This is a genomic window from Pseudomonas alcaligenes, from assembly GCF_014490745.1.
GTDB lineage: Bacteria > Pseudomonadota > Gammaproteobacteria > Pseudomonadales > Pseudomonadaceae > Aquipseudomonas > Aquipseudomonas alcaligenes_C.
The window spans coordinates 4,772,971-4,793,005 of the sequence record NZ_LZEU01000001.1 but is presented as its reverse complement, the minus strand read 5'-3'; the positions used below and the strand labels follow the sequence as shown (position 1 = coordinate 4,793,005).

Annotated in this window: 21 protein-coding genes; 9 read left to right on the top strand and 12 right to left on the bottom strand. The window is 66.6% G+C overall.

The features are described 5' to 3' along the window. Positions 1-106: 106 nt before the first annotated feature. From A9179_RS22030 to A9179_RS22020, 3 genes are all read left to right on the top strand, one after another. Positions 107-955, top strand: coding sequence for an NAD-dependent epimerase/dehydratase family protein (locus A9179_RS22030; protein ID WP_187808319.1), 849 nt, complete (start codon positions 107-109; stop codon positions 953-955). A 2-nt stretch (positions 956-957) separates the two neighbouring features. After that, the gene (locus A9179_RS22025; RefSeq protein WP_187808318.1) at positions 958-1,758 is read left to right on the top strand and encodes an AraC family transcriptional regulator; all 801 of its coding nucleotides are present in this window, start codon (positions 958-960) and stop codon (positions 1,756-1,758) included. Between the two features lie 66 nt (positions 1,759-1,824). Beyond that, positions 1,825-2,439, top strand: a complete 615-nt coding sequence (locus A9179_RS22020; protein ID WP_187808317.1) for a LysE family translocator — start codon at positions 1,825-1,827, stop codon at positions 2,437-2,439. 24 nt (positions 2,440-2,463) lie between these two features. Here the strand turns inward: A9179_RS22020 and A9179_RS22015 are convergent, their stop codons facing one another. The 6 genes from A9179_RS22015 to A9179_RS21990 form a co-directional block, all read right to left on the bottom strand. Then, positions 2,464-3,198: a hypothetical protein gene (locus A9179_RS22015; protein WP_187808316.1), complete on the bottom strand. Its 735-nt coding sequence runs from the start codon at positions 3,196-3,198 to the stop codon at positions 2,464-2,466. A 20-nt stretch (positions 3,199-3,218) separates the two neighbouring features. After that, on the bottom strand, positions 3,219-3,599 hold the full coding sequence (locus tag A9179_RS22010; protein ID WP_187808315.1) for a RidA family protein: 381 nt from the start codon (positions 3,597-3,599) through the stop codon (positions 3,219-3,221). Between the two features lie 57 nt (positions 3,600-3,656). After that, positions 3,657-5,765 carry a bifunctional GTP diphosphokinase/guanosine-3',5'-bis pyrophosphate 3'-pyrophosphohydrolase gene (spoT, locus tag A9179_RS22005; protein ID WP_187808314.1) on the bottom strand — a complete coding sequence of 703 codons (2,109 nt, stop codon included), beginning with the start codon at positions 5,763-5,765 and terminating at the stop codon, positions 3,657-3,659. Positions 5,766-5,828: 63 nt separating this feature from the next. Beyond that, entirely contained in the window at positions 5,829-6,092 is a 264-nt protein-coding gene (gene rpoZ / locus A9179_RS22000) for a DNA-directed RNA polymerase subunit omega (protein WP_187808313.1), read from the bottom strand. Between the two features lie 94 nt (positions 6,093-6,186). Further along, positions 6,187-6,807, bottom strand: coding sequence for a guanylate kinase (gmk, locus tag A9179_RS21995; RefSeq protein WP_187808312.1), 621 nt, complete (start codon positions 6,805-6,807; stop codon positions 6,187-6,189). A gap of 40 nt (positions 6,808-6,847) precedes the next feature. After that, positions 6,848-7,711: a YicC/YloC family endoribonuclease gene (locus A9179_RS21990; protein WP_187808311.1), complete on the bottom strand. Its 864-nt coding sequence runs from the start codon at positions 7,709-7,711 to the stop codon at positions 6,848-6,850. Between the two features lie 139 nt (positions 7,712-7,850). Here A9179_RS21990 and rph point away from each other — a divergent pair, with 139 nt between their 5' ends. From rph to A9179_RS21975, 3 genes are all read left to right on the top strand, one after another. Next, positions 7,851-8,570, top strand: coding sequence for a ribonuclease PH (gene rph, locus A9179_RS21985; RefSeq protein ID WP_187808310.1), 720 nt, complete (start codon positions 7,851-7,853; stop codon positions 8,568-8,570). Positions 8,571-8,600: 30 nt separating this feature from the next. Beyond that, positions 8,601-8,966 (top strand): DUF4870 domain-containing protein, encoded by a 366-nt coding sequence (locus A9179_RS21980; protein WP_187808309.1) that lies wholly within the window; start codon positions 8,601-8,603, stop codon positions 8,964-8,966. 73 nt (positions 8,967-9,039) lie between these two features. Then, entirely contained in the window at positions 9,040-9,987 is a 948-nt protein-coding gene (locus tag A9179_RS21975) for a DUF808 domain-containing protein (protein ID WP_187808308.1), read from the top strand. 18 nt (positions 9,988-10,005) lie between these two features. Here A9179_RS21975 and A9179_RS21970 read toward each other — a convergent pair whose 3' ends face one another. Next, complete coding sequence (locus A9179_RS21970) at positions 10,006-10,785, bottom strand: exodeoxyribonuclease III (RefSeq protein WP_187808307.1); 780 nt, start codon at positions 10,783-10,785, stop codon at positions 10,006-10,008. A 92-nt stretch (positions 10,786-10,877) separates the two neighbouring features. Between A9179_RS21970 and pyrE the strand changes: the two genes are divergently transcribed. Then, positions 10,878-11,519, top strand: coding sequence for an orotate phosphoribosyltransferase (gene pyrE, locus A9179_RS21965; RefSeq protein ID WP_187808306.1), 642 nt, complete (start codon positions 10,878-10,880; stop codon positions 11,517-11,519). 19 nt (positions 11,520-11,538) lie between these two features. Further along, positions 11,539-12,150, top strand: coding sequence for a DUF4124 domain-containing protein (locus tag A9179_RS21960; protein ID WP_187808305.1), 612 nt, complete (start codon positions 11,539-11,541; stop codon positions 12,148-12,150). A gap of 37 nt (positions 12,151-12,187) precedes the next feature. Here the strand turns inward: A9179_RS21960 and argB are convergent, their stop codons facing one another. From argB to coaBC, 4 genes are all read right to left on the bottom strand, one after another. Further along, positions 12,188-13,096 (bottom strand): acetylglutamate kinase, encoded by a 909-nt coding sequence (gene argB / locus A9179_RS21955; RefSeq protein ID WP_187808304.1) that lies wholly within the window; start codon positions 13,094-13,096, stop codon positions 12,188-12,190. A gap of 23 nt (positions 13,097-13,119) precedes the next feature. Further along, complete coding sequence (gene algC, locus A9179_RS22890) at positions 13,120-14,517, bottom strand: phosphomannomutase/phosphoglucomutase (protein ID WP_223123467.1); 1,398 nt, start codon at positions 14,515-14,517, stop codon at positions 13,120-13,122. A gap of 1,221 nt (positions 14,518-15,738) precedes the next feature. Further along, positions 15,739-16,194, bottom strand: a complete 456-nt coding sequence (dut, locus tag A9179_RS21945; protein ID WP_187808302.1) for a dUTP diphosphatase — start codon at positions 16,192-16,194, stop codon at positions 15,739-15,741. A 28-nt stretch (positions 16,195-16,222) separates the two neighbouring features. Next, entirely contained in the window at positions 16,223-17,431 is a 1,209-nt protein-coding gene (gene coaBC, locus A9179_RS21940; protein ID WP_187808301.1) for a bifunctional phosphopantothenoylcysteine decarboxylase/phosphopantothenate--cysteine ligase CoaBC, read from the bottom strand. Positions 17,432-17,569: 138 nt separating this feature from the next. Between coaBC and radC the strand changes: the two genes are divergently transcribed. Next, on the top strand, positions 17,570-18,244 hold the full coding sequence (gene radC, locus A9179_RS21935; protein ID WP_187808300.1) for a RadC family protein: 675 nt from the start codon (positions 17,570-17,572) through the stop codon (positions 18,242-18,244). A 3-nt stretch (positions 18,245-18,247) separates the two neighbouring features. On the opposite strand, the gene A9179_RS21930 is transcribed toward radC, so the two are convergent. Continuing rightward, a complete protein-coding gene (locus A9179_RS21930; protein WP_187808299.1) occupies positions 18,248-19,819 on the bottom strand; it encodes an ABC transporter substrate-binding protein in 1,572 nt (523 codons plus the stop codon). Positions 19,820-20,035 lie beyond the last annotated feature (216 nt).

The following is a 20,035-nucleotide window of genomic DNA, read 5'->3' as shown; positions in this document are numbered from 1 at the left end:
TGTCTGCTAATGAAAGTATTTCTCATTGGCATTATAGATTGGCTTGCGTGCTTTTCCTGGTCGGAGCGGGGCGCTACCCTGCGCCTTTTATCGCGGAGTAGAGCTGATGCCTGTTGCCATGCTTGCCGGTTGCGGCGATATCGGTGGTCGTCTGGCCGAGCGTTTGCAGGCGCACGGCTGGACGCTATACGGCCTGCGCCGCAACACGGCGGCGCTGCCGGCCGGGGTGCAGCCAGTGGCCGGCGACCTGCAGCAGGCCGAATGCCCGGCCGCCTGGCCGAGTGCTCCGCTGGACTACCTGGTGTACTGCGTGGCGGCCAGCCAGCATGACGAGGCTGGCTACCGCCTGGCCTATGTCGAAGGGCTGCGCCATGTGCTGGCCTGGCTGCAGCAGCATGGCCAGCGTCCGCGCCGGCTGCTGTTCGTCTCCAGCAGCAGCGTGTATGCCCAGGCCGATGGCGGCTGGGTGGACGAGACGTCGCCGGCCGAGGCCGAGGGCTACTCCGGACGCATCATGCGCGAGGCCGAGCGCCTGGCCTGGGCCAGCGGCCTGCCGGCGACCGTGGTGCGCCTGACCGGGATCTACGGCCCGGGCCGCGAATGGCTGCTCAAGCAGGTGCGCCAGGGCTACCGCGTGGTCAGCGAGCCGCCGCTGTACGGCAACCGCATCCATGCCGACGATGCCGCGGCGCTGCTGGCTTTTCTGCTGCAGGCCGATGCCCGCGGGGTGGCGCTGGACGACTGCTACATCGGCGTCGACGACGAGCCGGCGGCTTTGCACGAGGTGGTCGGCTGGTTGCGTGAGCAGCTGGGGGTCAGCCACTGGGCCGAGGAGTCCGCGGTACGCCGTTCCGGCAGCAAGCGCTGCAGCAACGCCCGCGCCCGTGCCCTCGGCTGGGCGCCGTACTACCCCAGCTACCGCGAGGGCTACGCGGCGATCCTGGCGGACAGCTGAACATGGACGCCAATCGCCTGCTGGCCAGCCCCAGGCTGGCGGGCGTCGAGCTGTTCCATGCGGATTTTTCCGGCCAGCCCTTCGGTCGTCACAGCCATGATGCCTTCGCCATTGGCGCGATCCTCTCCGGCGTCGGTGGCTACCAGTGCCGGGGGGCGCGCCACGCCATCCCGGCCGGGCATCTGTCGCTGATGAATCCGCAGGAGCCGCACACCGGCCACGCCGAGTCGGCGCGCCTGGTCTACCGCATGCTCTATATCGAGGAAGAGCGGCTGCCCGCGCTACTCGGGCGCAAGCGTCTGCCGCGCGGTTTCGCCGAGCTCAATCCGCGCGACGATGGAGCCGTGGCGGCGGCTCTGGCGCGCCTGGCCGGTGAGTTCGAGCGGCACGATTACCTGGCATTGGAGAGCGAGCTGCTGGCCCTGCTCGAACTGGTATTCGTGCGCCATGGTGGTATGCGTGCCCTGGCCACTGCGCCGCGCGATGGCGGGGTGACCGCACGCCTGCGCGACTACCTGGAGGCGCACTATGCCGAGGCGCTCAGCCTGGAGCAGCTCGGCGTGCTGCTGCAGCGCCATCCGCGCCACCTGATCGAGGCCTTCCGTCGCTGCTACGGGGTGCCGCCGCACACCTACCTGCTGCAGCGCCGGGTACGCGAGGCCAAGCGCCGCTTGCTGGGCGGCGAACCATTGGTTGAGGTGGCGCTGGGTCTGGGCTTCTACGACCAGGCGCATTTCTCCAGCACCTTTCGCCGTTTCACCGGCGTGACCCCGGGGCGTTTCCAGCGCGGCCTGCCCGCCTGAGTTTCTTCCAAGACGCAGCGCCCGCCTGACGCCGAGACTGCCGGCCAGTTCGCTGGAGGTGTCTCGATGCTCGCCCTGTTCCTGCTGGTTGCCAGTACCCATTTCGCCGCCCTGCTGTCGCCCGGGCCGGATTTCTTCCTGTTGCTGCGCAACGCCCTGCTCAAGGGGCGGGCCCAGGCCGATGGCTGCGCTGCCGGTATCGCCCTGGCCAATCTGCTGAGCATGTTGCTGGTGCTGGTCGCGCTGCAGGCACTGGCCGGCCAGCAGGGCTGGGTCTGGCAGGGGCTGCAATGGCTTGGTGGCGGTTACTTCATCTGGCTGGGTGTTTCGGCGTTGCTGGCGCGGCGTCAGCTAGCACTGCCCGAGGCGAGCGGATTGGCGACGGCGGGGGAATGGCAGGCGGGAATGCGCCAGGGACTACTGGCCAGCAGCCTGAATCCCAAGCTGCCGATCTTCTACGCCGGGCTGTTCGGTCTGTTGCGGGAGGCGGCCATGCCGGGCTGGGCGCTGGCCCTGTGCGTGGCCTGGATGAGCCTGGTGGTGCTGATCTGGGATCTGCTGCTGATCCGTCTGCTCGCCCGGGGGCGCTGGCGGGACTGGCTAGGTCGCCACGTCAGCCGGCTGGATCGGCTCTGCGGGGCGCTGTTGCTGGTGCTGGGCGTCTGCCTGCTCTGGAGTTAGAGCCTGTGAAGGCGTCAACAGGGCTTAATCGCGCTCCAGCAACCACACCTGCCGGCCGGGCTGGAAGTCGGGCATTTCGTCCGGTTGCGCGCGGTTGAGCGCTTCGCGGATAAGCAGCTGGTCGCCGTCGCGCTCGAAGATCCAGGTGTTGCCCTGCTGGCCGAGCTGCAGCCACAGGCTGTCGTGCTCGCCGCTCATGGCCGCGCAGTCGCCGGCCAGGCACAGGGCGTAGCGCTCGGCACCGGGGAAACCCTCCAGACTGCCGTCCGGGTGGAACAGCACCAGGCCGCCCTGGCCGACGCCTTCGCGGATCTTCCAGGTGCCGCCCAGGTAGGCGTCGTACAGCGCCCACTCGAAGCTGCTGCCGGGCGGGGCATCGGCCGCCGCTGGCTGCGCGGGGTGGCTGAAGTGTTGTTCGGGGCCGTTGTCGCTGGCCTGCTGGTGCAACTGCTCGCCGCTCAGGCTGAGCAGCTCGTGGAAGTCGCCGTGGTAGTCGACCCGCCAGTGCCCCGGCTCGAGCGCCACCAGCTGACCTTCGCCAAGCTCGAAACCGTTGCTGTAGGTGGCCAGGCCGCGCTGGCTGTCGACCTGCCATTCCAGATTGGGGCCGTAGGCCAGCAGCGCCTCGCGCAACGAACCGCCCTGGCGGGCGGCCTCGATGATCGGCTGGTTGATCCACACGCCATCCGGGCTGGCCGGCTGGCCGGCGCAGCCGCTAAGCAGGGCGCCGAGGAGGGCGAGGCAGGCAAGCTGGCGCATGGCGGGTTCCTCGCGGGGGCTCAGCCGAGTACCAGGATGCCGTCCATTTCCACCTGCGCGCCGCGCGGCAGAGCGGCTACGCCAATGGCGGCGCGGGCCGGGTAGGGCTGCTGGAAGTAGCGGCCCATGACTTCGTTGACCTTGGCGAAGTGGCTGAGGTCGGTGAGGAAGATGTTCAGCTTGACCACGTCCTGGAAGGTGCCGCCGGCTGCTTCGATCACGGCCTTGAGGTTCTCGAACACCTGCACGGTCTGCTCTTCGAAGCCCTGCACCAGTTCCATGGTCTTGGGATCCAGGGGGATCTGCCCGGACAGGTACACGGTGTTGCCGGCCTTGATCGCCTGGGAGTAGGTGCCGATGGCGGCGGGGGCTTTGTCGCTGCTGATGACGCTCTTGCTCATGGTGAGCTCCTTGTTATTGATCGGTGGCTGCGGCCGGGCGGCCGCGACGCAAAGGTTTCAGGCGCGCATGCGGGTGATGCGGATCACCCCGGCGAGGGCGCGCAGTTTCTTGATCACGCGGGCCAGGTGCACGCGGTCGTGTACGCTGACCACCAGCTGGACCACGCTGATGCGGCCATCGCGTTCGTCCATGCTGATCTTCTCGATGTTACCGTCGGCGGCGTTGACGCTGCTGGCCAGCAGGGCGATCAGGCCGCGCTGGTGCTCCAGCTCGACGCGCAGTTCGACGTTGAATTCGCCGGTGACATCCTTGGCCCAGTTGAGCTGGATGCATTTTTCCGGGTTGTGGCGGATTTCGCTGATGTTACGGCAGCTGTCCAGGTGCACGACCATGCCCTTGCCGGCGGACAGGTGGCCGACGATCGGGTCGCCGGGGATCGGCGTGCAGCACTTGGCGTAGCTCAGCACCAGGCCTTCGGTGCCGCGGATGGCCAGCGGGCCCTGGGCGCTCGGCAGTTCCTCGCCTTCGCTGGCCAGCAGGCGGCGCGCCACCACGTAGGCCATGCGGTTGCCCAGGCCGATGTCTTCCAGCAGATCCTCGATGACTTCCAGGCGGTACTCGTCGAGCACGGCGCGGATGCGCTCGGCGGAGAGTTTCTCCAGGTGGCTGTCGAAGCCGGTGAGCACCTTGTTCAGCAGGCGCTCGCCGAGGTTGATCGACTCCGAGCGGCGCTGCAGCTTGAGCGCGTGGCGGATGTGCGTGCGCGCCTTGCCGGTGACCACGAAGTTGAGCCAGGCCGGGTTCGGGCGGGCGCCCGGGGCGGTGACGATTTCCACCGTCGAGCCGCTTTCCAGGGCCTGCGACAGCGGTGCCAGGCGGCGGTTGATGCGGCAGGCGATGCAGCTGTTGCCGACGTCGGTGTGCACCGCATAGGCGAAGTCGACCGCGGTGGAGCCTTTCGGCAGCTCCATGATGCGGCCCTTGGGCGTGAACACGTAGACCTCGTCGGGGAACAGGTCGATCTTCACGCTCTCGATGAATTCCAGCGAGTTGCCGGCGCGTTGCTGCAGCTCGAGGATGCCCTTGACCCATTGCCGCGCGCGGGCGTGGCTGCCCTTGGGCGCCTCGTCCTCGCTGGACTTGTACAGCCAGTGGGCGGCGATGCCGTTGTTGGCCAGCTCTTCCATCTCGCGGGTGCGGATCTGGATCTCGATGGGGACGCCGTGCATGCCGAACAGGGTGGTGTGCAGTGACTGGTAGCCGTTGGCCTTGGGGATCGCGATGTAGTCCTTGAAGCGCCCGGGCAGGGGTTTGTACAGGTTGTGCACGGCGCCGAGCACGCGGTAGCAGGTGTCGACCTTGTCGACGATGATGCGGAAGGCGTAGACGTCCATGATCTCGTTGAACGCCCGGCGCTTGCCACGCATCTTCTGGTAGATGCTGTAGAGGTGCTTCTCGCGGCCGATCACGGCGCCTTCCATGCCTTCGCGCTGCAGGCAGGCGGTGATCGATTCCTCGATCTTGTTGACGATTTCCTTGCGGTTGCCGCGCGCGCGTTTGACCGCGGTGCGGATGCGCTCGGAACGCATCGGGTGCATGGCCTTGAAGCCGAGATCCTCGAACTCCACGCGCATGCTGTGCATGCCCAGGCGGTTGGCGATGGGCGCGTAGATTTCCAGGGTTTCCTTGGCGATGCGCCGGCGCTTCTCGCCGGACAGCACTTCCAGGGTGCGCATGTTGTGCAGGCGGTCGGCCAGCTTGACCAGAATCACGCGGATATCGCGGGCCATGGCCATGGCCATCTTCTGGAAGTTCTCGGCCTGGGCCTCGGCCTTGGACTGGAAATCCATCTGGGTCAGCTTGCTGACCCCGTCGACCAGCTCGGCCACGGTCTCGCCGAACTGCGCGTGCAGGGCTTCCTTGGCGATGCCGGTGTCCTCGATCACGTCGTGCAGCATGGCGGCCATCAGGCTCTGATGATCCATGTGCATGTCGGCGAGGATGTTGGCGACGGCGAGCGGGTGGGTGACGTAGGCTTCGCCGCTGCGGCGGCGCTGGCCGTCGTGGGCCTGCTCGGCGTAGAAGTAGGCGCGGCGAACCAGGTTGACCTGATCCGCGGCCAGGTAGGTCGAAAGTCGGTCGGCGAGGGTGTCTATGCTCGGCACGGGATTACCCCCTGCCGTGCTGGCTGTTGACCCGGTGCCGCGTGACTTCGACCAGGCATGGGCTTACAGAGGCTCGTTGGCCTCGTCCTCGAAACCAGCGAACAGCGGTTCTTCTTCGACCAGGTCGTCCTGGGCAATCACGTCGTAGTCGACCAGGCCGGCAGCGATTTCACGCAGGGCAACCACGGTCGGCTTGTCGTTTTCCCAGGCTACCTTGGGCTCTTTGCCGCCGGTGGCCAGTTGGCGGGAACGCTTGGTGGCCAGCATGACCAGCTCGAAGCGGTTATCGACGTTGTCCAGGCAGTCTTCAACGGTAACGCGGGCCATGGTGTACCTCGTGGCAAATAGCAGAAAAGCAGGGCCCGGATGGGCGAGCGGACTGAATAGTCTAAAAAATCACCAGCGTTTAGGGAAGCCCCGATCAGACCAGCAGTTCGCCGAGCAGGCCGGCATGGCGCTGTTGCTGAGGCTCCTGCAGTAGCTGGTTGGCCCGGAAGATCGCCTTGAGGTCGCTCAGCGCGTGGGCGAAATCGTCGTTGATCACCAGGTAGTCGTACTCCACATAGTGGCTCATCTCGCTGACCGCGTCGCGCATGCGCCGCTCGATGATCTCGCCGCTGTCCTGGCCGCGGTTGGTCAGGCGATGGCGCAGGGCCTCCTGGGTCGGCGGCAGGATGAAGATCGACTTGGCCTTGGGCATCAGCCGGCGTACCTGCTGGGCGCCCTGCCAGTCGATCTCAAGGATCAGGTCGTAACCGTCGGCGAGGGTCTGCTCGACCCACTTCTGCGAGGTGCCGTAGAGGTTGTCGAAGACCTGGGCGTGCTCGAGAAAGTCGTTGTGCTCGAGCATGCTGGTGAACTGCTCGCGGCTGACGAAGTGGTAGTTGACCCCGTCGGCCTCGCCCGGGCGCATGGCTCGGGTGGTGTGCGAGACGGAGACGCGGATCTGCGTCTCGCTATCGAGCAGGGCCTTGACCAGGCTGGTCTTGCCGGCGCCGGAGGGCGCGGAAACGATGTAGAGGGTGCCGGTGGTAACGGTCATGAATGCATCCTGGAAACGTTGTTCGAAGCCTAGCAGCGGCTTATTCGATGTTCTGTACCTGCTCGCGCATCTGCTCGATCAGCACTTTGAGATTGACCGCCGCCTGGGTGCTGCGCGGGTCGAAGGCCTTGGAGCCGAGGGTGTTGGCCTCGCGGTTGAGTTCCTGCATGAGGAAGTCCAGGCGCCGCCCGGCGGCGCCGCCGGCCTTGAGCACACGGCGTACTTCGCCGACGTGGGTGTTCAGGCGGTCGAGTTCTTCGGCCACGTCGCTCTTCTGCGCCAGCAGCACCAGCTCCTGCTCCAGGCGTTGCGGGTCGAGCTCGGCCTGCATCTCGGCGAAGCGCGTTTCGATCTTCTGGCGCTGGCCGGCGAGCATCTGCGGCACCAGTTCGCGCAGGGCGGCGACTTCCGCGCTGATGCCGTCCAGGCGCTCATTGAGCAGCTTGGCCAGTTCGGCGCCTTCGCGGCTGCGGCCGTTCTTCAGTTCACTCAGGGCCTGCTCGAACAGGGCCAGGGCGGCGGCGTTGAGCGCCTGCGGGTCGGCGGCGTCGGCCACCAGCACGCCGGGCCAGGCCAGTACCTCCAGGGGATTGAGCGGCGCCGGCTGCTGGATCAGGGCGGCCACTTCCTCGGCGGCGGCGATCAGCTGGCGGGCGCGCTGGCTGTCGACCTGCAGGCTCTTGCCGGCGTTTTCCTCGGCGAAGCGCAGGGTGCACTCCACCTTGCCGCGCGACAGGCCCTGGCGCAGGGCTTCGCGCACCGCGCCTTCGAGGTCGCGGAAGGCGTCCGGCAGGCGCAGGTGCGGCTCCAGGTAGCGGTGATTGACCGAGCGCAGCTCCCAGCTCAGGGTGCCGTGGGCGCCGGCTCCTTCGACGCGGGCGAAGGCGGTCATGCTGTGCACCATGGGGTGACTCTCCTGGAGTGGACGATTGAAGCGGCGGATTGTAGCGCAGTGCGTCGGACGGCCCAATCTGGCGTGTCGCACCGGGGATGGCGGCCCTATAATGCCGGCAGACTCCATGCTCTCTACAGGTATTTAGCAGATGAAACGTCCCAGCGGCCGTGCCTCCACCCAGTTGCGCTCCGTACGCATTACCCGCAACTACACCAAGCACGCCGAGGGTTCGGTGCTGGTCGAGTTCGGCGACACCAAGGTCATCTGCACCGCCAGCGTCGAAGCCGGCGTGCCGCGCTTCCTCAAGGGCCAGGGCCAGGGCTGGCTGACCGCCGAGTACGGCATGCTGCCGCGCGCCACCGGCGAGCGTAACGGCCGCGAGGCCAGCCGTGGCAAGCAGGGCGGCCGCACCCTGGAGATCCAGCGCCTGATCGGTCGCTCGCTGCGCGCCGCGCTGGACATGAGCAAGCTGGGCGAGAACACCATCTACATCGACTGCGATGTGATCCAGGCCGACGGCGGCACCCGCACCGCCTCCATCACCGGCGCCATGGTGGCCCTGGCCGATGCCCTGAAAGTGCTGAAGAAGCGCGGCGCGCTGAAGGGCGAGCCGCTCAAGCAGATGGTTGCCGCGGTGTCCGTGGGCATCTACCAGGGCGAGACGGTGCTGGATCTGGACTACCTGGAAGACTCCGCCGCCGAGACCGATCTCAACGTGGTGATGACCGACGCCGGCGGCTTCATCGAAGTGCAGGGCACCGCCGAAGGCGCCCCCTTCCAGCCGGAAGAACTGAATGCCATGCTGGCGCTGGCCCAGCAGGGCATGCGCGAGCTGTTCGAGCTGCAGCGCGCGGCCCTGGCCGACTGATTCCCTTCCCCACAAGCACGGAGCGCCACCATGGATGAGCAGAACCCCTCCCCGACGCCGAGCCAGGAAGCCCGTCAATGGGCGATGTTCTGCCACCTGGCGGCCTTCATCGGTTTGCTGATTCCGTTCGGCAACCTGATCGGGCCGCTGATTGTCTGGCAGATCAAGCGCGAGCTCGATCCGCTGGTCGACGACCAGGGCAAGGAAGCGCTGAACTTCCAGATCACCGTGTCGATTGCCGCGCTGGTCTGTCTGTTGCTGACCCTGGTGGTGATCGGCGCGTTGCTGTTGCCGCTGCTGGGTCTGGCCGCCCTGGTGCTGACCATCATCGGCGGGATCAAGGCCAACGAGGGCCTGAATTACCGTTATCCGCTGTGCTGGCGCCTGATCAAGTAAGCGCTGCACGGCATGCACCGGCCCCGATTACGGGGCCGTTTCGTTTCAACCTGCGCCAATAAGGATTTGTGTAGTGGCTGGAGCCAACCTGTTAGCCCTGATCGATGACATTGCCACCGTGCTCGACGACATGTCGGTGATGACCAAGGTGGCGGCGAAGAAAACCGCGGGCGTGCTGGGCGACGACCTGGCGCTGAATGCCCAGCAGGTCACCGGGGTCAGCGCCGAGCGCGAGCTGCCGGTGGTCTGGGCAGTGGCCAAGGGCTCGCTGCTGAACAAGGCGATCCTGGTGCCGGCGGCGTTGCTGATCAGCGCCTTCGCGCCCTGGGCGGTGACGCCGCTGCTGATGATCGGCGGCGCCTTCCTGTGCTTCGAGGGCTTCGAGAAGCTGGCGCACAAGTTCCTCCATAGCGCCGCCGAGGACGAGGCGCAGCATGCCGCGCATGTTGAGGCGCTGGCCGATCCGGCGGTGGACATGCAGGCCTACGAGCAGGACAAGATCAAGGGGGCGATCCGTACCGACTTCGTGCTGTCGGCGGAAATCATCGCCATCACCCTGGGGGTGGTGGCCAGCCAGCCGTTCCTGCAGCAGCTCGGCGTGCTGGCGGGGATTGCCCTGGTGATGACGGTCGGGGTCTACGGACTGGTGGCCGGCATCGTCAAACTGGATGATCTCGGTCTGTACCTCAGTCGCCGCGCCAGTGCTGCGGCACAGGCGCTGGGTCGCGGCATCCTGCGCGCGGCGCCCTGGCTGATGAAGGCCTTGTCGGTGGTGGGCACGGCGGCCATGTTCATGGTCGGCGGCGGCATCCTGACCCACGGCCTACCGTTCGCCCATGGCCTGGTCGAGCACCTGGTCGGGGCTGTGGCGCCGCTGCCGGCACTGGGTGGGGTGCTGGCCCTGCTGATGCCGACGCTGTTCGATGCGCTGTTCGGCATTGTCGCCGGCGCGCTGGTGCTGGCTGCGGTCAGTGTGGCGGGGCGAATCTGGGGTGCATTGCGCGGGAATGCGGCCAACTGAGGTTGGCCGCTTGCCGGGTCAGACGCTGAGCAGCCAGTCGTAGTCGACGATCAGCGGCGCGTGCTGGGAGAAGCGCGGCTGGCGCGGCAGCTTGGCGTTGCGCACCGAGCGGCGCATGCCGGGGGTGAGCAGCTGGTAGTCCATGCGCCAGCCGAGGTTGAGCATCTCGGCCTGCTCGCTGTCCGGCCACCAGCTGTACTGCTCGCCTTCGCGGCTGACTTCGCGCAGGGCATCGACATAGCCCATGGTGCCGATCACTTCATCCAGCCAGGCCCGCTCGGGCGCGAGGAAGCCGGGCAACTGCTGGCAGTCGCGCCAGTTCTTCACGTCCAGCTTCTGGTGGGCAACGAACAGCGAGCCGCAGTAGATGTACTCGCGGCGCTTGCGCCGTTGCTTGTCCAGGTAGCCGGTGAAGTCGTCGATGAATTTGAATTTCTGATTCAGGTTCTCGTCCCCGCCCTGGCCGGATGGCAGCAGCAGGGTGGCGATACTGACTTTATCGAAATCCGCCTGTAGATAGCGCCCGTACCGATCGGCCGACTCGAAGCCCAGGCCGTGGATCACCGCCTTGGGTTGCAGTCGGGAGTACAGAGCCACGCCGCCCTGTTCGGGCACCTCGGCGTCGACGGCATAGAGGAAATAGCCATCCAGCTGGAAGGCCGGGTCATCGAGTTCGAAGGAAGAGGCGCGAGTATCTTGCAGGCAGATCACGTCGGCATTCTGGGCTTGCAGCCAACTGAGCAATCCACGCTCGGCCGCGCCCTGAATACCATTCACGTTCACACTGATGATCCGCATAAATGGCCCCCAAAAACACCTCGGTGTATGATACCCGAGCTCATTCCCATTAGCTAAATTCATAGCTAAATCCGTGCCGTACGGGGCTTTTCATGCAGGCGTATCAACGCGAATTCATTCGTTTCGCCATCGAACGCGGGGTTCTGCGCTTCGGTGAGTTCACTCTCAAGTCGGGGCGTACCAGCCCTTACTTCTTCAATGCCGGTCTGTTCAGCAGCGGTCTGGCCCTGGCCAAGCTGGGGCGTTTCTACGCCGCCGCGCTGATGGAAAGCGGCATCGATTTCGATGTGCTGTTCGGCCCGGCCTACAAGGGCATTCCCCTGGCGGCTGCTACGGCAGTGTCCCTGGCTGAGCATCACGAGCGCGACCTGCCCTGGTGCTTCAACCGCAAGGAAGCCAAGGATCATGGCGAGGGCGGCACCCTGGTCGGTGCCCCGCTGGCCGGGCGGGTGATGATCGTCGACGACGTGATCACCGCCGGTACCGCGATCCGCGAGGTGATGCAGATCATCCAGGCGCAGAACGCCCAGGCGGCTGGCGTGCTGATCGCGCTGAACCGCCAGGAGCGTGGCCAGGGCGAGCTGTCGGCGATCCAGGAAGTGGAGCGCGACTACGGCATGCCGGTGGTCAGTATTGTGTCCCTGGAGCAGGTGCTGGATTATCTGGCTGGCGATGCCGAGCTGAAGAAGCACCTGCCGGCGGTGGAAGCCTACCGCGCGCAGTACGGCATCTAACCATAACAAGGAAAGCTCCATGCTCAGACCGGTGGCATTCTGTTTGATCCTGATGGCAGGACTGGACTTTGCCGCGGCGGCCGGGAAGCCCAAGGTTGTTGAGGCTCCGGTGACCGAATACTACCGCTATGTCAACGACAAGGGCGTGACCGTGATTGATCGCCTCGGCGTACCGCCGGAGTTCATCGAGAAGGGTTACGAGGTGGTCAACGAGCAGGGTCGTGTGCTGCGTGTGGTGCCTCCGGCGCCGAGCATGGCCGAGCGTAAGCGCATTCTGGCGGACAAGGCGCAGGCCAAGTCCGACGCGCAACTGCTGCGTATCTATACCGAAGTGGCTGATGTGGATCGGGCCCGTGATCGCAAGCTGGCCGAGCTGGACGGGGTGATCAGCGTGGCGCAGAGCAACCTGGGGTCGCTGCGTACCCAGCAGGCCAACCTGCAGTCCAAGGCGGCTGAAGTGGAGCGCAGCGGGCGGCCGGTGCCGGAGCATCTGCTGGTGCAGATCGACAACCTGCGCATCGAGCAGGAAGGGCTGAGCAAGGACATCTTGCGTTACCAGAAAAACCGCGAGGATGCCGAGGCCAGCTTCGCTGCCGACCGTGCACGTCTCGAGGTGCTGGTCGGGCACTGAGTTCTGGCCGGCGCAAGGCCGGCCAGCATGGCGTCACTCAGTGGTGGCGTTTGCGGTTGCTGATCAGGGTGCCGACACCGCTGTCGGTGAAGATTTCCAGCAGTACGGCATTGGGCACGCGACCATCGATGATGTGCGCGCTGGTCACCCCACCCTGCACGGCTTCCAGGGCGCAGCGGATCTTCGGCAGCATGCCGCCGTAGATGGTGCCGTCGGCGATCAGGCCGTCCACCTGTTCGGTGGTCAGCCCGGTCAGCACTTCACCCTGCTTGTTCATCAGCCCGGCGATGTTGGTCAGCAGCATCAGCTTCTCGGCCTTCAGTGCTTCGGCCACCTTGCCGGCCACCAGGTCGGCGTTGATGTTGTACGACTCGCCACCGGCGCCCACGCCAATCGGCGCGATCACCGGGATGAAGTCGCCCTGCACCAGCATGTTCAGCAGGTCGGTGTTGACCCCGACCACTTCGCCGACATGACCGATATCGATGATTTCCGGCTGGGTCATCTCCGGGGTCTGGCGGGTCACGGTGAGCTTCTTCGCGCGAATCAGCTCGGCATCCTTGCCGGTCAGGCCGATGGCGCTGCCGCCATGGCGGTTGATCAGGTTGACGATGTCCTTGTTGACCTGGCCGCCGAGCACCATCTCCACCACGTCCATGGTCTGCGCGTCGGTGACGCGCATACCATCGATGAAGTGGCTCTCGATCGACAGGCGCTTGAGCAGATCGCCGATCTGCGGGCCGCCGCCATGTACCACCACCGGGTTGATGCCAACTGCCTTCATCAGCACGATGTCGCGGGCGAAACCTTCCTTGAGCTCGTCGCTCTCCATGGCGTTGCCGCCGTACTTGATCACCAGGGTCTTGCCGACGAAGCGGCGGATATAGGGCAGTGCCTCGGACAGAACCTTGGCGACATTGGTGGCGGCATCACGATCGAGGGTCATTGGACAACGGACTCCGGGGTAGATCAGAACGGCAGGTTGAGGTCAGGGGCGACGCTGTAGAGCTGGGCGCGGAACACTTCCTGGATGCGCGTCAGCTCCGCTTCGCTTTCCGCCTCGAAGCGCAGCACCAGCACCGGTGTGGTGTTGGAGGCGCGCACCAGGCCCCAGCCTTTCGGGTAGTCGACGCGTACGCCGTCGAGGGTGGTCAGGTTGGCCTCGCCCCATACGCCATCGCGCTGCAGGCGATCGATCAGGCGGAACTTGCTCTCGTCGGTGACGGTGATATTGATTTCCGGGGTGGAAATGTCCGCCGGGAAGGCCGAGAACACGTGTTCGGCATCGCGCTTGTCCTGGCTGAGGATTTCCAGCAGGCGCGCGGCGCTGTAGATGCCGTCGTCGAAGCCGAACCAGCGCTCCTTGAAGAAGATGTGCCCGCTCATCTCGCCGGCCAGCAGGGCGCCGGTTTCCTTCATCTTCTTCTTGATCAGCGAGTGGCCGGTCTTCCACATCACCGGGCGACCGCCATAGCCGCTGATCAGCGCGCCCAGGCGGCGGGTGCATTTGACGTCGTAGATGATGTCCGCGCCCGGGTTGCGCGACACCACGTCCTTGGAGAACAGCATCATCAGGCGATCCGGGAAGACCATGTTGCCGTCGTTGGTCACCACGCCGACGCGGTCGCCGTCGCCGTCGAAGGCCAGGCCCAGGTCGGCGCCTTCGGCCTTGACCCGGGCGATCAGGTCGACCAGGTTCTCCGGCTTGCCCGGATCCGGGTGGTGGTTGGGGAAGTTGCCGTCGACTTCGCAGTACAGCGGGATCACGCTGCAGCCCAGGGCCTCGATCAGGCGCGGGGCGATCACCCCGGCCACGCCGTTACCGCAGTCGACCACCACCTTGAGCGGTTTGGCCAGAGCGATATCGCCGACGATCTGCTTGAAGTAGGGCTCGAGGATGTCGACCTGCTCGACGCTGCCGACTCCGCTGGCCAGATCGTTGTTGTCGATGCGGGCCTTCAGCGCCTGGATCTGCTCATTGGCCTGGGTGTCGCCGGCGATGACGATCTTGAAACCGTTGTAGTCCGGCGGGTTGTGGCTGCCGGTGAGCATCACGCCAGACTTGCCCTTGAGCACGTGAGTGGCGAAGTACAGCGCCGGAGTCGGTACCATGCCGACATCGGTGACATGGCAGCCGCAGTCGAGCAGGCCCTGGATCAGCTGTTGTACCAGCTGCGGGCCGGACAGGCGGCCGTCACGGCCGACGGCGACATTCGGTTCGCCCTTGGCCAGGCTCTCCGAGCCGATGGCGCGGCCGATCCAGTAGGCGGCTTCGGTGGTCAGGGTGTCGCCGACCACGCCACGGATGTCGTAGGCGCGGAAAATGCTGGCGGGAAGATTCGGTGGGGTTTGTGCGGCGCTGGCCATGGATGATTGCTCCAGTCCCAGGAGATCCTGGTCTTCGTCGAGAATGTCGATATCGAGAATATCGGTGTCTTGGAACAGCGGGTCGGCCAACTGCGCGGGCTTGGCCACTGTTGTCGGTTTGGCAGTGGTGATTGGACTGCCGGCCTCGTCTGGCGAGGCTTCTTGTTTGCGGCGCGGCAGGCGCGCCAGGCTCTGGGCCAGGCTGTCGAGGGCAGCCAGGCTCATGCTGAAGGGTTTGACCGACTTGCCGTTGGAAAGCTCCTGCAGCATGCCGGAAAGTTGTTGTACGTCACGGCGCAGGCGGCCCAGCAGGCGGTTCTGGGTCAGCAGCAGACCCAGCAGGGCGCCGGCCAGGGCCAGCAGGGCGGCCAGGCCGAGAATCGGCGGCGTCAGTGCCGCATCGCCCAGCGCTGCGCCGGGAGCGAAGCTGAGCTTCCAGTTGGGGTTGCCGGTGTCGAACTCCAGGGCGGTGGCGCTGGCGCCGCTGCCGTATTCGCTGAGCAGCTGGGCCGGGCTGCTGCCGAACTGCTGGCTGAGCTGTACCTGGCCGACACCGTCGGGCAGGGCCGGCAGGGTGTTGAGCAGGCGCTGCAGGTCGGTCACCAGCAGCAGGGTGCCCTGGGCCGGCGCATTGCTGTCGCTGCGCAGGATGGCTGCGCTGTATACCAGCCAGCGCTCGCCGATCTTGTAGGCCTCGGGGGCAGGCACCTGACCATTTTCCAGGCGGCGCAGCAGATCCAGCGCGGCGAAATTCATCGGGCCCTGGCGGCCGACATTCAGGCTGGCCCGGCCGGGAGCGTTGAGGTGGACGTCAATCACGCCCTGCCAGTGCTGCTGGCTACGCTCGGCAGCGCCGATCTGCTCGAGATCGCCACTTTGCACGGCGGCGATCAGCGCCGGGTTGGCGGCGGCGGCCTGGGTATCGGCCTGCAGCTGCAGCAGAGCCTGCTGCAGGGCGCTGGCCTGGCTGCCGCCCCAGGCTTCGATCAGCTGGGTCTGCTGTTTCTGCGCGTTGCCGGCCAGGCTGAAACCGAGCAGCAGGCCGGCGGCGAGCAGCCCGGCGAGGGCGGCCAGAGCGCCCGGTAGCAGAACCTTGTGGTCGTTGCCGGGCCGCGACGACGGGCTGTCGCTCGGTGTGACCAGCGTGGCGGAGGTGTCCTTGGCGCTGCGCTTGAAGAGTTTCACCGCACGTCTCCCGGGCAATTCATCCTGAAATTAGGCTCAGTGGCTACCGGAATGGCCGAAGCCACCGGCGCCGCGCTGGCTTTCGTCGAACTGCTCGACCAGTTCGAAATGCGCCTGTACCACGGGCACCAGCACCAGCTGGGCGATGCGCTCGCCCACGGCGATGGTGAACGGGGCCTGGCCGCGGTTCCAGCAGGACACCATCAGCTCGCCCTGGTAGTCGGAGTCGATCAGGCCGACCAGGTTGCCGAGCACGATGCCGTGCTTATGGCCCAGGCCCGAGCGCGGCAGGATCAGCGCGGCCAGGCCGGGGTCGCCAATGTAGATCGACAGGCCGGTGGGAATCAGCAGGGTCTGGCCCGGCTCCAGCACGGTGTCTTCCTTGAGCAGGGCACGCAGGTCGAGGCCGGCGGAGCCGGGGGTGGCGTACTGCGGCAGCGGGAATTCGCTGCCCAGGCGCGGGTCGAGGATCTTGGCTTGCAAAGCGTGCATGGCGGGCCCTGTGAACGGTCGTAAGGGGTCAGGCGCGGTTCAGGCGCTCGGCGATGAAGGCCACCAGCTGGCGGGCGATCTTGCCCTTGCTGGTCTGGGCAAAGCTGCTGGCCTGCAGGTCGCGGTCGATGATGGTGATGGCGTTTTCTTCGCTGTTGAAGCCGATGGTGGGGTTGGCCACGTCATTGGCGACGATCAGGTCGAGGTTCTTGTCCTTCAGCTTGCGCGCAGCATAGCCGAGCAGGTTCTCGGTTTCTGCGGCAAAGCCCACGCTGAACGGACGATCTTCGCGGCCGGCCAGGGTGGCGAGGATGTCCGGGTTGCGCACCAGCTGCAGTAGCAGGCCGTCGCCTGTGGTGGGGTCTTTCTTCAGCTTGTGTGCGGCGATCACTTCCGGGCGGTAGTCGGCCACCGCGGCGGAGGCGATCAGCAGGTCGCAGGGCATCGCGGCCTCGCAGGCGGCGAGCATGTCGCGGGCGCTGACCACGTCGATGCGGTTGACCCGATCCGGGGTCGGCAGGTGCACCGGGCCGGTGATCAGGGTCACCCGAGCGCCGGCTTCCACCGCGGCCTCGGCCAGGGCGAAGCCCATCTTGCCGGAGCTGTGGTTGGTGATGTAGCGCACCGGGTCGATGTTTTCCTGGGTCGGCCCGGCGGTGATCAGCACGTGCTGGCCGGTCAGGCTCTGGCGCTGGAAGCAGTCGGCGGCGCGCTGGGCCAGGTCTTCGGCTTCCAGCATGCGCCCGGGGCCGACGTCGCCGCAGGCCTGGCTGCCGGCGGCCGGGCCAAACAGCTTGAGGCCGCGTTGTTCGAGGAGCTGGGCGTTGGCCTGGGTGGCGGGGTCGCGCCACATGGCCTGGTTCATCGCCGGGGCCAGGGCCACGGTGGCGTCGGTGGCCAGCACCAGGGTGGTCAGCAGGTCATCGGCCACGCCCTGGGCCAGGCGCGCCATCAGGTCGGCGGTGGCCGGGGCGATCAGCACCAGGTCGGCCCATTTGGCCAGCTCGATATGACCCATGGCGGCTTCGGCCTCGGGGTCGAGCAGATCCAGGTGTACCGGGTGGCCGGACAACGCCTGCAGGGTCAGCGGGGTAATGAACTCGCGGCCGCCGCGGGTCATCACCACGCGCACTTCGGCACCCTGGTCGCGCAGGCGGCGAACCAGTTCGGCGCTCTTGTAGGCGGCAATGCCGCCGCCGACGCCCAGGACGATGCGTTTCCGATACAGCCGCTGCATAGGCCTGCCTTAATAATGTGTGATGGATAGCAACGCGATGAGAGACGCCTCCCCAGGCCAGTCACCGCGCCAAAAAGCCGGGCTAAGATAGCACCCGGGCCTGCGCCGGAACAGCGGGCCGACTGACAGGGAGATGTCATGAGCATACGCGACTGGCCTGCGGCGGAGCGCCCGCGGGAACGGCTTCTCGAACACGGGGCGGCGGCGCTGACCGACGCCGAATTGCTGGCGATCTTCCTGCGCACCGGGGTCACCGGGCAGAGCGCAGTGGATCTGGCCCGCCACCTGCTCGGCGACTTCGGCAGTCTGCGCGCGCTGCTCGAGGCCGATCTGGACTCCTTCAGCCGACGCCTGGGCCTCGGCCCGGCCAAGTATGCGCAGCTGCAGGCGGTGCTGGAGATGGGCCGCCGCCACCTGGCCGAGCGACTCAGGCGCGATGGCGCCCTGGAGAGCCCGCAGGCGGTGCGCGACTACCTCAAGGCGCGCCTGCGCCACGAGCCCCACGAGGTGTTCGGTTGCCTGTTTCTCGATGCCAAGCACCGGGTGATCGACTTCGAGGTGCTGTTCCACGGCAGCATCGACGGCGCCAGCGTCTACCCGCGCCAGGTGGTCAAGCGCGCCCTGGTGCACAACGCGGCGGCGGCGATCCTGGTGCACAACCACCCGTCCGGGGTGGCCGAGCCGAGTCAGGCCGACCGCCTGCTCACCGAGCGCCTCAAGGAGGCACTGGGCATGATCGAGGTGCGCGTGCTCGATCACTTCATCGTCGGCGATGGCGAGCCGACCTCCATGGCCGAGCTCGGCTGGCTCTGAGCGCTACAGGCTGACCCGCGACAGATCCAGGCGGCCGAACGGGTTGCTCCGGTAGCCCTGCACATTGCTGCGCAGCAGGGTGAAGGCGGTCGGATGGGCCAGCGGCAGCCACAGGGCCTGCTGCTGGATCAGGGTTTGTGCCTTGAGGTACAGCGCGCTACGGGCGGCCTGGTCGGCAGTGGCCTTGCAGGCGGTGATCAGCTGATCCAGCTGCGGGTCGCAGTAGCGGGCGAAGTTGAGGCCGGACTGCACCGAGGCGCAGGAAAACTGCGGGGTGAGGAAGTTGTCCGGGTCGCCATTGTCGCCGGCCCAGCCCATGAACAGCAGGTCATGCTCGCCAGCCTTGGCGCGGCGGATCAGCTCGCCCCACTCGATCACGCGGATCTCGGCCTGGATGCCGACCTTGGCCAGGTCGGCCTGCAGCAGCTGGGCGCCGAGGGCCGGGTTGGGGTTGAGCAGGCTGCCGGAAGGGCGCGTCCAGATAGTGGTCTTGAAGCCGTTGGCCAGGCCGGCCTCGGCCAGCAGCGCCTTGGCCTTGGCCGGGTCATGGGGGTAGCCGGGCAGTTCCTTGGCATAACTCCAGGTGTTCGGCGGGTAGGGGCCGCTGGCCGGCGTGGCGCTGTCTTCGAACACCGCCTTGAGGTAGCTGGCCTTGTCGAAGGCCAGGTTGATCGCCTGGCGTACCTGGGGTTTGTCCAGCGGCGGGTGCTGGCTGTTGATGCCGACGAAGGCAGTCATGAAGGCAGGGGTTTCACTGATGCGCAGTGCCGCATCCTGGCGCGCGGCCTGCACATCCAGCGGCTTGGGCGACAGGGCGATCTGGCATTCGCCGCGCTTGAGCTTCTGCAGGCGCACGTTGGCGTCCGGGGTGATGGCCAGCACCAGGCCGTCCACCGCCGGCTTGCCGGCAAAATACTCGGCGTTGGCGCTGTAGCGCACCGCGGCATCCTTCTGGAAGCGCTTGAAGACGAACGGGCCGGTGCCGACGGGTGCACTGTTGAGGCGCTCCGGCGTGCCGGCCTGGAGCAGCTGGGCGGCATACTCGGCGGAATAGATGGAGGCGAAGCCCATGCTCAGGGTGGCGAGGAAGGTCGCATCGGCATGGTTGAGGGTGAACACCACCTGCTGCTCGCCATCCTTGGTGATGCTCTGGATCAGCGCCGGCAGCTGCATCGACTGGGCATGCGGGTAGCCGCTCTTGGCCACCTTGTGCCAGGGATGGGCGGGGTCGAGCATGCGCTGGAAGCTGAACAGCACGTCGTCGGCATTCAGCGGGCGGCTCGGGGTGAAGTAGTCGGTGTGGTGGAACTGCACGCCCGGGCGCAGGCTGAAGCGGTAGTGCAGGCCGTCGGCCGAGACCTCCCAGCGCTCGGCCAGGCCGGGTACCAGCTTGCCGGCGGCGGCGTCGAACTCCACCAGGCGGTTCATCAGCAGGTCGGCGGCGGCGTTGGTGGTGGTCAGCGAGTTGTACTGCACCACGTCGAAACCTTCCGGGCTGGCCTCGCTGCACACGCTCAGGGTGGCGGCCTGGCTCAGCAGCGGGGCGAAGAGCAGGGGTAGGGCGGCTAGGCGCATGGTGTCCTCCTGGACGGCGACGAACGGCAAGGCTCTTACCCTAGACCAAGGAACCGGCCGGAACAATGCGCGAGTGGCGACGAGTGGTCATGGGCCGGCGCGCCGCTGAGGCCCGCGTGGCAGGCGGGGCGGCCGGTCGCGCATGGGGTTTGCCAGGTACAAGGTTTCTTGCGAGTGCCGGGGTGTTCTGGTATAAAGCAGCGCTCTTTTCTAGGG